The organism is Haloimpatiens lingqiaonensis, assembly GCF_901447495.1.
Lineage (GTDB): Bacteria > Bacillota > Clostridia > Clostridiales > Clostridiaceae > Haloimpatiens > Haloimpatiens lingqiaonensis.
On sequence record NZ_CABDWS010000034.1, the window covers coordinates 20,232 to 32,976 of the forward strand.

Annotated in this window: 11 protein-coding genes; 9 read left to right on the top strand and 2 right to left on the bottom strand. The window is 29.7% G+C overall.

All coding sequences use genetic code 11. The features are described from left to right. Nucleotides 1-113: 113 nt before the first annotated feature. The 3 genes from FGK85_RS08295 (at nt 114) to sdaAA (ending at nt 3,491) form a co-directional block, all read left to right on the top strand. Nucleotides 114-1,772, top strand: coding sequence for a nucleoside kinase (locus FGK85_RS08295; RefSeq protein ID WP_423244909.1), 1,659 nt, complete (start codon nt 114-116; stop codon nt 1,770-1,772). A gap of 158 nt (nt 1,773-1,930) precedes the next feature. Beyond that, on the top strand, nt 1,931-2,614 hold the full coding sequence (sdaAB, locus tag FGK85_RS08300) for an L-serine ammonia-lyase, iron-sulfur-dependent subunit beta (protein ID WP_138205540.1): 684 nt from the start codon (nt 1,931-1,933) through the stop codon (nt 2,612-2,614). Nucleotide 2,615: 1 nt separating this feature from the next. Next, nucleotides 2,616-3,491: an L-serine ammonia-lyase, iron-sulfur-dependent, subunit alpha gene (gene sdaAA, locus FGK85_RS08305; protein WP_138205542.1), complete on the top strand. Its 876-nt coding sequence runs from the start codon at nt 2,616-2,618 to the stop codon at nt 3,489-3,491. A gap of 524 nt (nt 3,492-4,015) precedes the next feature. On the opposite strand, the gene FGK85_RS08310 is transcribed toward sdaAA, so the two are convergent. Continuing rightward, the gene (locus FGK85_RS08310; RefSeq protein WP_138205544.1) at nt 4,016-4,468 is read right to left on the bottom strand and encodes a helix-turn-helix domain-containing protein; all 453 of its coding nucleotides are present in this window, start codon (nt 4,466-4,468) and stop codon (nt 4,016-4,018) included. Nucleotides 4,469-5,010: 542 nt separating this feature from the next. Between FGK85_RS08310 and FGK85_RS15850 the strand changes: the two genes are divergently transcribed. Beyond that, nucleotides 5,011-5,247 carry an IS3 family transposase gene (locus FGK85_RS15850; protein ID WP_423244910.1) on the top strand — a complete coding sequence of 79 codons (237 nt, stop codon included), beginning with the start codon at nt 5,011-5,013 and terminating at the stop codon, nt 5,245-5,247. 185 nt (nt 5,248-5,432) lie between these two features. On the opposite strand, the gene FGK85_RS08320 is transcribed toward FGK85_RS15850, so the two are convergent. Continuing rightward, entirely contained in the window at nt 5,433-7,220 is a 1,788-nt protein-coding gene (locus FGK85_RS08320; protein ID WP_138205548.1) for a cell wall-binding repeat-containing protein, read from the bottom strand. 277 nt (nt 7,221-7,497) lie between these two features. Between FGK85_RS08320 and tnpA the strand changes: the two genes are divergently transcribed. From tnpA to FGK85_RS08345, 5 genes are all read left to right on the top strand, one after another. Further along, complete coding sequence (gene tnpA, locus FGK85_RS08325; RefSeq protein WP_138205550.1) at nt 7,498-7,839, top strand: IS66 family insertion sequence element accessory protein TnpA; 342 nt, start codon at nt 7,498-7,500, stop codon at nt 7,837-7,839. Then, entirely contained in the window at nt 7,833-8,183 is a 351-nt protein-coding gene (tnpB, locus tag FGK85_RS08330) for an IS66 family insertion sequence element accessory protein TnpB (protein ID WP_138205552.1), read from the top strand. The genes tnpA and tnpB overlap by 7 nt, the downstream gene beginning before the upstream one ends. A gap of 89 nt (nt 8,184-8,272) precedes the next feature. Further along, the gene (gene tnpC / locus FGK85_RS08335; RefSeq protein ID WP_138205554.1) at nt 8,273-9,916 is read left to right on the top strand and encodes an IS66 family transposase; all 1,644 of its coding nucleotides are present in this window, start codon (nt 8,273-8,275) and stop codon (nt 9,914-9,916) included. A 1,011-nt stretch (nt 9,917-10,927) separates the two neighbouring features. Next, nucleotides 10,928-11,995 (top strand): calcium/proton exchanger, encoded by a 1,068-nt coding sequence (cax, locus tag FGK85_RS08340; protein WP_138205556.1) that lies wholly within the window; start codon nt 10,928-10,930, stop codon nt 11,993-11,995. Nucleotides 11,996-12,076: 81 nt separating this feature from the next. Further along, entirely contained in the window at nt 12,077-12,406 is a 330-nt protein-coding gene (locus tag FGK85_RS08345; RefSeq protein ID WP_138205558.1) for a hypothetical protein, read from the top strand. Nucleotides 12,407-12,745: the final 339 nt, after the last annotated feature.

The following is a 12,745-nucleotide window of genomic DNA, read 5'->3' on the forward strand; positions in this document are numbered from 1 at the left end:
CCCATATAGTTATAGTTTTAATCTAAAGTAACAAAAATATAACATATAAATAGCTACTTTTAATAAACTTTAAAGTATAATATTATTAACACTAAATTTTAGGAGATGATTTTTTGAATAAGCTAGAAATAATATTGAAAAGCGGCGAAAAATTAAAAGCACAAAAGCGCTGTAGTTTCTATGAATTTATGAAAGAAAACAATATATCTACTGAATTTCCATTTATTTTAGCTAAGATAGATGAAGATATATTTGAACTTAATTCTCCTATTGAAAAAGAAGGGAATTTTAAATTAATGGATATTTCCACAGATATGGGTATGTCAGTATATATAAGAAGTCTTCAATTTGTTTTAATAAAAGCAGTATATGATATTTTTCCAAAAGCCTCTGTGACTATAGAACATTCTTTAGGTAAAGGAATATTTGGAGAAGTGCATAAGGAAGAGAAGCTAAATGAAGAGGATGTTTTAAGAATTAAAAATAGAATGCAGGAAATAGTAAATGCAAATATAAAAATAGAAAAGGTAAGTATAAAGAAAAAGGAAGCTATAGATATATTTAAAAAATATTCTATGGAGGATAAGGTTAGACTATTGAATCATGTAGATAAAGATGTGGTAAGTCTTTATAAAATAGATGATAGATATGACTATTTTTATGGACCTATGGCATATTCTACAGGAGTAATAAAGGTTTTTGATTTAATGTATTATAATCCTGGTTTTATTTTAAGATTTCCAACGAAAAAGGATATAAATACTATACCACCATATGATGAATATACTAAACTGGCAAAAATATTTTATGAAACAGAAAAATGGGGAAAGATACTTCATGTAGGTGATGTAGGTGCTTTAAATGATAAAGTAGAAAATGGAGATATTATAAACATGGTAAGGGTAGCAGAAGCGCTTCACGAAAAGAAAATAGCCAATATTGCTGACATGATTCATGAAAGAGAAAAAGTTAAAATTGTATTAATTGCAGGTCCATCTTCCTCAGGAAAAACTACTTTTTCAAGAAGACTTGGAATTCAACTTAGAGTTAATGGATTCATGCCTATACCTATATCATTAGATGATTATTTTGTAGATAGGCATAAAACACCAAAGGATGAACATGGAAATTATGATTTTGAATCCATAGAAGCTTTGGATTTAGAGTTATTTAATGAACAATTAAATAGACTATTAAATGGTGAGGAAGTAGAGATACCTACCTTTAATTTTAAAACAGGAAAGAGAGAATGGCTGGGAAATACATTGAAAATGCCTAAGGATGGCATAATAATAATAGAAGGAATTCATGGTTTAAATGAAAAACTTACTTCAACCATATCAAAAGACAATAAATTTAAAATATATATAAGTGCCCTTACACAATTAAATATAGATAATCACAATAGAATAGCCACCACTGACGTAAGAAAAATAAGAAGGATGGTACGGGATTATTTATCAAGAGGATATGCAGCAGAAGAAACCTTGGCCATGTGGCCATCTATAAAGCGTGGGGAGGAAAAAAATATATTTGTATTTCAAGAGGAAGCAGATGTGATGTTTAATTCTACACTGGTATATGAATTGTGTATATTAAAAAAATATGCATTAGAGCAGCTAAATAATGTGAAATCAGATAGTCCTATTTATTATGAGGCATTAAGATTAAAAAGTTTTTTAAAGTTTTTTAAAGATTTAGATAGTAAATATGTTCCAGATAACTCTATACTAAGAGAATTCATTGGTGGAAGCTGTTTTTATGAGTATTAAAATATTATTAAAAAATAGTGACAAATTCTAAATTTAATTTATAATTATATTAGCATATATTTTATAAGGATTTGAAATATATACTGCATAATATAAATTTAAATAACGCAAAAACACCATAATTCTAAAATATTTATCACTAAAAAAGGAGAATACAAATGAAAAACTTTAGTGTATTTGATATTGTGGGGCCAATAATGATAGGACCAAGCAGCTCACATACTGCTGGAGCTGCTAGGTTAGCAAAAATTGCAAGTGTTATAGCGGGGCAAAAAATAGTAAAAGTGAAATTTTTATTGCATGGTTCTTTTGCAAAAACATATAGAGGCCATGGAACAGATAGGGCATTAGTAGCTGGTATACTGGGCATGGAACCTTGGGATGAAAGACTTAGAAATTCATTTGAAATAGCAAAGGATCAAGGTTTAGACATAGAATTTGAAGAGGCAGATTTAGGAGATGTACACCCTAATACAGTTAAATTCCTTATAACTAAGGAAAATGGAGAGACAGTACAAGTCACTGGTTCCTCTGTGGGAGGAGGAAATATATTAGTTTCCAATGTTCAAGGAAGGGAAGTACAATTTAGAGGGGATTATCCTACAGTAATAATTGAACAAGAGGATGCTCCGGGAATAATTTCAAAAATAACTAGCTTAACCTATGAAGAAAACATAAATATTGCATTTATGAGAGTTTACAGGGAAAGTAAAGGTTCCAAAGCTACCATGACTTTTGAAACAGACAGTCTTGTTCCTGAAAGCGTAATACGCAAAATAGAATCAGTTCCAGGAGTAGTAAGTATAAAAGTTATAAATCCTGTAATGGAAGGAGAAGAATAAGATGTTTGTAGATACTGGTAGAGAACTTGCAAATATATGTAATACAGAAAATATTACCATATGGGAATATACCTTAAGAGAAGAAAGTAGAGAAACAGGAGTAAGTAAAGAAAAAATATTCAATAGAATGTTAAAAAATCTTCACGTAATGCAGGAAGCGTCAAAAGAAGCTTTAAATAGAGAGGTAATATCTATAAGTGGGCTTATAGGTGGAGACGCAAAGAAACTTAAAGAATACTCTGAAAGTGGAAAAACCCTAACAGGAGAATTTATGGTTAAAGCTATGGCTAGGGCCATATCTTGTTCAGAAGTAAATGCAGCCATGGGTAAAATAGTAGCATCTCCTACTGCTGGTTCTTGTGGTATTCTTCCAGCAGTTATAATATCTGCAGGAGAAAAGTTAAATAAAACCGATGAAGAGTTAGTAAAGGCCTTATTAACTGCATCTGGCGTAGGTATAATAATAGCTAAAAATGCCACACTATCTGGAGCAGAAGGTGGCTGTCAAGCAGAATGTGGTTCAGCTGCAGCTATGGCAGCAGCTGCTGTAGTAGAAATGATGGGTGGAACTCCAGACATGGCTTTAGATGCTGGTTCCATTGTTATTAAGAATATATTAGGTTTAGTATGTGATCCTATAGCAGGCCTTGTAGAAGTACCTTGCGCTAAAAGAAATGCAGCAGGGGCAGTAAGTGCTCTTACTACTGCAGATTTAGTTATGGCGGGGGTAAAGAGCAAGATACCTTTTGATGATTCAGTTTTGGCTATGTATAGAGTAGGAAAGCAACTTCCATGTGAACTTAGAGAAACAGCCCTTGGAGGTCTTGCAATTACTCCAACTGGATTAAAACTAAAAGAACAAGTTCTAGGAAAATAAGAATAGATTGTGAAGTAAGTGCTATAGGAAAAATCTGCTTTTAATTCCGTGATAAATGTGAAATTTTGGACTTGAACAATACGCCAAGAACTTCTAATATTTGTCCATTTAAAGCCCCTAAAGTTTTCAAACTCACTCGTTCCTCGCTCAGGCAATGAAAACTTCTTAACGGTGCTTTAAATGGACAAATAAAGAAGTTCTAAGGCTAGTTCAATAGTCCTAAATTTCACATTTATCACTCCATTAAAAGCAGATTTTTCAGTTACAGAGTACTTGCTTGGTGGGTGGGAAACGCCTACTGAAGGAGGATTTTCCTCCACTATGTTACGAAAAATCTTTAATTAAATAAATGTAATAGTAAAACAAGCTATAATTATTTAACTAAATGAAGTAGTTAAATAATTATAGCTTGTTTTTAAGGGCTTTAAAAATCTTTTATTGGCGATAGCCAGGATAAATACTTAGGTATGAATAGGATTTATACATAAGTATGTATAACTTTAATTGTTGGATAAATTGGAAATTTATCTTTTGCTTAAACTTCTTCCCAGACAATAAACACCAACCAGCATTTCTCCAACAGATAACCCCAAAAGTAATCCAGCAAAAAAATCTTTTACATCAGAACCACCAATACTATGAGAAACAGCCAAGGAAGCAATACCCATTACAATTAGTAAAATCCCATACATAGTATTTTTTTGTTGCTCTAAATCTTGCGTCCTTTTTAACAGGTCCATAATCTGTTTCTCATCGTATATGCGTACACTATTTTCTCCGTCCATTAGTTCTGCAACTGTTATTTCAAGCTCTTTGCATAGTTCTTGCACCACACTGTAATCAGGCATACATTTTCCTGTTTCCCATTTTGAAACAGACTTATTTGATACGCCTATTTTTTCTGCAAGTTGCTCCTGTGTCATATTGTGTTCTTTTCTCTTTTGTGCAATAAATTTGCCTATAGATAATTGGTTCATATTTAACACTCCTTTGTTTTTGATACTAAAATCCTACTTGCAAAGTATCAAAAGGTCTATCCCTTATTATGCGAATATAGGTGGAATCCTTATAACTTGTGATTTTCTAACATCCAAGACTCGAAAAAATCTTCAGTTTTTCCTTGTTGATGATGTGCGTCAAATTACTATTTGTCTAACATTTGAAAATTATTTTCTATTTTATTAATTCTTCATTACTTATGATACGGTTCTCCGTAACATCATTAAGTGAGGTTTAATATTTATATAAAAAAGGCACAAAGTAAGTTACTGTTATTAAAAAAAGTGGAATAAGTATTTATCAACAATAAAGATTTATGCACTAACATGATAGAGGGCTGGGGTATAAGTTACAATGCAACATTAAAAGTAGCAGTTAATCCATTATTAGATATAAAGGATAACGCACTTCCCGAAGGGACATTTGTGCATTCACATCAGGTATGTTTAAAGAGATTCTAGAAGCCAATAATTTTATACAAAGTTTATCGAGAAAAGAGACTCCAATCTATAATTCACCAATGGAAAGTTTTTTTTGCACACTTAAAAGCGAGGTTCTTTGTAATCCTTTAATAAAGATCAATAATGATGTTGAGATGGTTAATGCAATAAAGGAATTTATAAGGTACTACAACAATGAAAGGATCCAAAAGAAGATATGTTTTATTACACCTGCACAATATAAAAAAGTACAGCTTATAAAATACAAAGAATATTACAGGCAATCTCTCTTATTAGAGATCTTTTTAGTCAATTAACATGATTTTGTCCACCTTTTGGCGAATAGTTCAAAAAAGGGGTAAATTTTAGAGTTCTTCGTTAAATTTGATGATTTTTAAAAATCATCAAATTTGACGAAGAACCAATTTTAGTTGATAATTTACAAATGTCATCCTTAGCCGGATGGCACCTGTATTTTTGCATACACTGGTTAATTTATCGCTTACGATATATTTATTGTATATTCATAGCTACTCCCATTAGACTCCACGTAATATTTTACATAACTGTTATCTAGCCATATTCCTAATTTATAACTAATTGACATGCCCCAAGTTTGACCTTGTGCGATCTCTGTTGAAATACCTGAATTAATCAAATCACTCTTAATGTAAGTATTTACAATCTTACCTTTTTCGTAGACTTCGATTTTATTTATCGAAATAGGCTTAGTGCCATTATTATTAATATTAAGAGATAATTGTTTACAAACATTATTTATTGTAATAGCTGAATAATTATATATATATAGATTAGGAGTGTAGCTTTTTACATTTAATGTTAATAAAACATCTTTATCATACCCGTATACCGTTCCAGTAAAGATATATGTGCCCACTTTACTTGTGTCTACAATATTTGGTTTCCATGTAACTTGAACTTGCTTTGTTGTACCATTACTCATATTTGCAGTTATTGAATTTGGCAAACTATAACTATCATTTTGCGTTACATTAACTGAAATATCATCTATTGAGGTAATTGTTGGATTTATAACTGTAATGTCACAACTTGCAATTTTATTCCCATCAACTGTTTTTACTGTTATTGTTGCTGTTCCTACACCTATTGCCGTTACTTTTCCTGCAGCATCTACTGTAGCTACATTACTATTTGATGTACTCCATTGTACATTCTTATTTGTAGCATTTGATGGTAATACTGTAGCTATTAAAGTATCTGTATTAGCTATTGAAAGTGTATCCGTGGTTTTATTTAAGCTTACTGATGCTGGAATAACTATGTTATTATTAATAGTATTAGTAAGTATATCTTGTATAGTTCCACTAATGGCGCCAGTTCCACCTAAAATGGTTACATTTCTTACACTTTGACTCCTTATAAAATTAAGAGCATCTTCTGTAATTGAATTTTTGTCTGATAATATAATTGGAGCATTATTTTTAGCTGATAAAGCTGAACCACTCAGTGCATCTGGAAAATCATTTCCTGTTGCTAAAAAAACTGTACCTGAATTAATATTTCCTACAAATTCATTATTAATAATTTGATTAGTTTCATATCTATTTTTACCACCAAGTCTCTTACTATTTGGTACACTTGAAGCTACTTTATCTCCTAAAACGCCTGTTCCTCCAACTATATATGAAACGGGTATACTTTTACCATTAATAAATGATGCTACACTTGGGTCTAATCCATCTTTTGGGGATAATAAAATAGGCATGGACTTAATTCCTGCAATTGGGGCTATTGATAGTGCATCTGGAAAATCCAAACCTGTAGCTACTATAATTCCATTGCTTGTACCCAATTTTTCCGCTACTAATTTTGATGTTTCATATCTATTAACTCCACCAATCCTGGTAAAATTAACTCCAATATTTTTCAGCTGATTTTCTACATTTGTACTTATAACACCTGTTCCACCAACTAAAATAGCATTTGTAGCTTTTAATCTTTGTATTTCAGCTATAATGTTTGAGCTTAGTGCATTTTTTTCTGTTAGTAGTATTGGAGCATCATTTGATTTTGCTAATGGTGCTGCTGATAATGCATCCGGATAATTTGATCCAGTGGCTAAAATAACTGTATTAGCATGTCCCCAACCAGACTTACTAATAGCCAATGAAGTTTCATATCTATCATTACCTGATAGTCTTGTAGTTACTGTATTAGTGTCCTGTGCAAAAACGTGAGTTACGTTTAAAGCTCCACACAATAAAGAAGCACTTATGATCACTGAAAAAATCCTTTTGTTTTTTAGCATATAATCTTTCCCCCTTTAAAATTTTACAATATGATCTTTCCAAATATCCCTATTAATAAATTATTATTAAATTAATAATTTATTAATATTATTGGAAATATAATATTTTAAACATAATTTTTAACATTAACAATATATCACATTTTAATGTGCTTCTCAATTTTTTCATTTGTAAAATTATCATAGAATATACGTAAGCGTAAAAAATTAAGTATCTAGAAAACATATCCTCTCATTGATAAACTTAAGTAAAAGATTATCAATGGGAGGTTTACTTATGTATAGAAAATTAGATAATGATACCTGGGAGGAATATTTAAATAAATTTAACTCTGTTAAAGATACAATAACAGTGAAAGATTTCTGTGCTGAAAATAACCTTAATAAGAGTCAATTTTATTACCATAAAAAAAGGATAGAAAAAGTAAATGAAAGTAATGAAAGTAAAGAAACTATTTTTCAGGCTATTTCTTTGAATAGTAAAATTGATAATATTAAAGAAGATAAATCCACATTAAAAGAAGTGAAAATTAATGTAGGCAATGCTAATATACTTATTCCTGTTAGCGAAGCTACTTTAATAACAGCAATAATTAAGGAGTTAATTCTAAGATGTTAAATATAGATAAGGTAGAAAAAGTCTATCTTGCCTGCGGCTACACAGATTTAAGAAAAAGTATTGATGGATTAGTTATGATAGTGCAAAATCAATTTAAGTTAGATCCTTTTGATAAAGCATTATTTGTTTTTTGTAACAAGCAAATGGATAAATTAAAAATTCTTCACTTTGATGAAGGCTTTTGGCTATATTATCATCGTTTAGAAGCTAATCGCTTCAAATGGCCAGCGACAGCTGATGATGCATTAAAGATTAATGTTGATGAATTACGTTGGCTTTTAAAAGGCTATGAAGTAAGAACAAAATCTAAATTTAAACCTGTAAAAGCAAGTAACTATTATTAAAAAAATATCAACTTTTAACCCTTGAAACCTAGTAATTTCAAGGGTTTTATGGTATAATAGAAATATCAAATAAAGCTAAAGGGGTAACTATGAGTCACAAAATTTTAAACAATGAACTTGATGAAGCTACTAAATTATTAATTAGCAAAGTTGAATCAATGGAAGAAGAGATTAATAATAACAAAGAAGAATTAAGTGAAAAGGATAAAGAAATCCAACAACTTAAAAATGAGATAGCATTTTTAAAGGGTGTTATATCTAATAGAAATAGAAAGATATTCGGAGCATCCAGTGAACAAGTAGATGCTAACCAATTATCTTTTTTTAACGAAGCTGAAAAACATAGTGATTCAAAGGTAGAAGAACCTACTTTAGAGGAAATTACATATAAAAGAGCCAAGAAAAGCAATTATACTGGAAAGAAAGACAATTTAGCTAATTTAGAAAGAGTTGTTGTTGAACATAAATTAGAAGGTGAGGATCTTAACTGCAAGGAATGTGGTGAAGAACTTACTCCTATCGGAGTTAAATCTAGAAAAGAAGTTGTTAAATACATTCCTGCTAAATTAATAATTGAGGAGCATGTTGTTTATAGCTATGCTTGTAAAACATGCGAAAGAGCCACTGGTGAAAGTAAAATAGTTTCACCAGAAACACCTAAAACTATTTTTTATAATAGCATGGCCTCAAATGAGTTAATTGCACATACCCTAATACTTAAATATCAACATGCAATGCCACTATATAGGCAAGAAACTTACTTTAATATGATGGGTGCTACTCTTTCAAGGCAGACTCTATGCAATTGGACTATGTCTGCAGCAGATGCTTTGGAGCCAATATATAACCATATGAAAAAAGAATTGCTTAGCCGTAATTATATTAATGCTGATGAAACAACCTTAAAGGTAATTAATGATAATGGCAAGGCTTCTAAAGCTAAAAAGTACATGTGGTTATATATGAGTAATACCAACTCTAAGCCTGTGATCTTATATGATTATCAGAGCACTAGATCAAGCTCTTGCCCTAAGAATTTCTTAGGAGATTTTAAAGGTTTTCTTCAAACGGATGGATATAATGGATACAATTCCGTTAGCGAAGCTACAAGAGTATACTGCTTGGCTCACATAAGAAGATACTTTCATAATATAATAGTAGATTTAGATAAAGAAGCCCTAAAAAATTCTAGAGGAGTAATAGGGTTTAATTATTGTGAGCAAATTTATAAGCTTGAAAAAGAACTTAGAGAATCTTATTCAAGTGATGAAAATTATTGTGATATTAGATTTAAAATAAGAGCTGAGAAACTAGCCCCAATTATAGATAACTTTATTGATTATGTTGAAAGAGAAATAAAAGATGCTCTTCCAAGAAGTCCGTTAGGTAAGGCACTTGAGTATGCTAAAAAGCATTTACCGGGATTAAAAAATGTATTATTAGATGGTTCTTTAGAAGTTGATAATAATGCTGCTGAAAGAGCTATCAAACCTTTTGTAATAGGTAGAAAAAACTTCCTTTTTGCAAATACTGCTAAGGGTGCAACTGCAAGTAGCAATATTTATAGTATTGTTGAAACTGCCAAGGCTAATAATTTAGTTGTAGAAAGATACTTGGTTTATCTATTTGATAATCTATCAAAAATAGATATAAAAGATAACGAAAGTATAGAGAATCTCATGCCTTGGTCTCATAAGATCCCTGAAAATATGAAAATTAAAGAAAAGAAATAAAATTAATCCTAGTAACGCTAATATGCCTTACTAGGATATTTTAATACTATTCTTGGAATTATTAAAGGTGCTAAAACTTTGACGCTTACGAATATACTATATTTCGCCAGTTTTTATTTATTTCATAAAATAAGTGCAATTTAAATTCCATTCTCCTATTCTTTTCTACTCATAAAAATATACTCCCTTCATGGAAACAGTTTTGTTATTTTAACTGTCTACCATAAAGGGAGCATATCACTCACAAGATTAGCACCTTTTCTTAATTATCATTATATTAATTTCATCCAATAGCCCTAAAACAAAATAAATGTTCTAAGATTTAGCTTAGTGTTGACGCACTAAGCTTTTCTTATTTATAGTATATTAAATTTTTATAAAAAATAAACCTATATAATTTTTTCTATTTAAAAATTTTAACTTTAAATTAGCGTAAATTAACTTATTTTTCAATTATATCATACTTTTAGGGACAATTATCATAAAAGAGTTTGCTGTTTTATTGTTTACTCTACACTTAAAGTTGAATTCTATATTTTGTTTTTCATGAGTCTTTTATTGGTTATAGCCACCGAAAATATATAAATATCAAATAATGTTGAAATTCCTATGGAATTTCTTGAATTTATATTTTCTTAAAACTCCTTAAGGAGTTTTAGCCTTTAATACATTTGGAATGGAGGGACTGGAAATTATGGATCGGTGACTAAGCGAACGACTCCGCCTAAAAAAATATTATGAGCTCTTTCTTATAAATTAAAGATTTTCTAAATAAAATGAAGAAAATCCACATTAATTGATATTTAATATTTATTATTTATATATTTAACCTGGCTGCCGCCAATAAAAGATTTAAGTTAAGTCCAAAAAGAAAGATAACAAAATTTCACGTTGTTAAATTATGTTATCTTTCTTTTTTACATTCTAAAATTTTTCCTATGCCACTTTCGTCACAATTTTTTACTAATTTGAATAAAGTAATAGGGAGAAAATTAGTGAGGATGGATAAGCATGGAGAAAAATAAAAAAGTAATTATAGCAGTATCCTTAGTAGTACTATTAATACTATTAAACACTCCATATTATATTATAAATATAATAAGCAGTTGTATGCTGGTTGTTATTTTAGCAGTGTTATTAGGAGATGTTACTTCTAATATGTCTACCTATCTAGGCGAAAAAAAAGGTGGCATGCTGGCAGCAACCATAGGAAATATACCGGAATTAATGATGGGAATTTGGTCTGTTAAATATGGCATGATACCTATGGCTAAAGCAGCTTTATTGGGATCCATAATAAGTAATATGCTTTTAGGATTAGGTATAGCAGTTATAGTTGGGGGACTAAAGTATAGGGAACAGAGATTTAATAAAATAATAGCTAGAACTAATTTTAATATGCTTATTTTAGCCATGTCCGCTATTATAATCATAAGTGCATTAAATAGGTATACCATATATCCTTTGGGAAAAGAGGCTTTAAAGTCTATAAGTGTAAAAGTATCTTTAGTTTTGATATTTGTTTATTTGCTTGGGTTAATATTTTCATTTTGTACTCATAAAAATTTATTCTTGGTAGACGGGGAAGAAGTTGAGGAAGAAGAGAGGGTAGAGAATAAATTAAAGTTATTTTTAACAGTTATTAAATTAATTTTCATAGCTGTTATGCTGTATTTTATAAGTGAAAAACTTATATTTAATGTAAAAACCTTAGTGGAAACTAAAAAGGTTTCTCAAGAATTTTTGGGAATAATACTCATACCTCTTTTGGGGAACATTGGTGAAAATGTAACTACGGTTATGTGTGCTTTGGATAATAAGATAAACATGAGTATAGAAACAGCCATAGGTTCTAGTATACAAATATCTTTATTTGTTACGCCGTTATTGACTATTTTATCTTGTGTTTTATTAGAACCGCTAACTCTTGTATTTTCCTCTTTTGAAATAATAATTAGTGTTTTAGCCATAGGTATGTCATTTTTGGTATTTCAAGATGGAAAAAGTTATTGGTTTGAGGGAGCTATTTTGGGAGCGGTATATATAATTATAACATTGGCTTATTATTATATAAGATAAGAAATCATTTGGACAATGTAGTAATAATATTTACATTTCACATATATAATTTTATATAACAAGAGTTATAAAGGTGATTATGTGACTAATAGAAGAGTTATCAATAATTATTTTATAGATGTAAATAACCTAGCTGACTTATTGCTGAAACTAGTAAATTCTTATAGGCTTTTAGTAGGGGGAGCAGATGAGTTAAATAAAATTGCATTATCTAGTAAAAGCGATGTGAGAAAGGCCATAAAAAGAGCAGATGAATTAGGTGATATAATTGATGATATAGTTAAAACTTTAGATCATATAGAGGGAAATTATTCAGAGTATTGCAAATTAAAATCAGATGTTATAAAGGAAAAATTACAATATGACTATATACTTACAGAAATTGATGAGGAGCTTAAACTTAGTGAATAAAAAAATTATCTCAAAATAAGTTTATTTTGAGATAATTTTTTATATTTGCTATTATACTTTTTTGAATTTTAAATTACTTACCATTAAATAAGATAAAGATATTAATAATATAATGGAAAGCATTGCGTTAGAATTACGATTAATAGTTGCTAATGAATATAAAGCAACGAACATACCTGCTACAGTTATAGGTATTCCTAAGAATACATTATTGAGTGAATTCGGAAACTAATTTCCAATAAGTTTTTCAATAACACTAATATTATTTTAGTGCGGAGCACTTATTATATTATGGTTTTTATTTAGTTTTACTTAAAAAAGAGTATAGCAAAGCTAACT

What these genes read in the sequence shown, in the direction of transcription:
- sdaAB (WP_138205540.1), top strand. Translation starts at nt 1,931, where the DNA reads ATGAAAAACTTTAGTGTATTTGATATTGTGGGGCCAATAATGATAGGA.
- sdaAA (WP_138205542.1), top strand. Translation starts at nt 2,616, where the DNA reads ATGTTTGTAGATACTGGTAGAGAACTTGCAAATATATGTAATACAGAA.
- FGK85_RS08310 (WP_138205544.1), bottom strand. Translation starts at nt 4,468, where the DNA reads ATGAACCAATTATCTATAGGCAAATTTATTGCACAAAAGAGAAAAGAA.
- FGK85_RS15850 (WP_423244910.1), top strand. Translation starts at nt 5,011, where the DNA reads ATGGAAAGTTTTTTTTGCACACTTAAAAGCGAGGTTCTTTGTAATCCT.
- FGK85_RS08320 (WP_138205548.1), bottom strand. Translation starts at nt 7,220, where the DNA reads ATGCTAAAAAACAAAAGGATTTTTTCAGTGATCATAAGTGCTTCTTTA.
- tnpA (WP_138205550.1), top strand. Translation starts at nt 7,498, where the DNA reads ATGTATAGAAAATTAGATAATGATACCTGGGAGGAATATTTAAATAAA.
- tnpB (WP_138205552.1), top strand. Translation starts at nt 7,833, where the DNA reads ATGTTAAATATAGATAAGGTAGAAAAAGTCTATCTTGCCTGCGGCTAC.
- tnpC (WP_138205554.1), top strand. Translation starts at nt 8,273, where the DNA reads ATGAGTCACAAAATTTTAAACAATGAACTTGATGAAGCTACTAAATTA.
- cax (WP_138205556.1), top strand. Translation starts at nt 10,928, where the DNA reads ATGGAGAAAAATAAAAAAGTAATTATAGCAGTATCCTTAGTAGTACTA.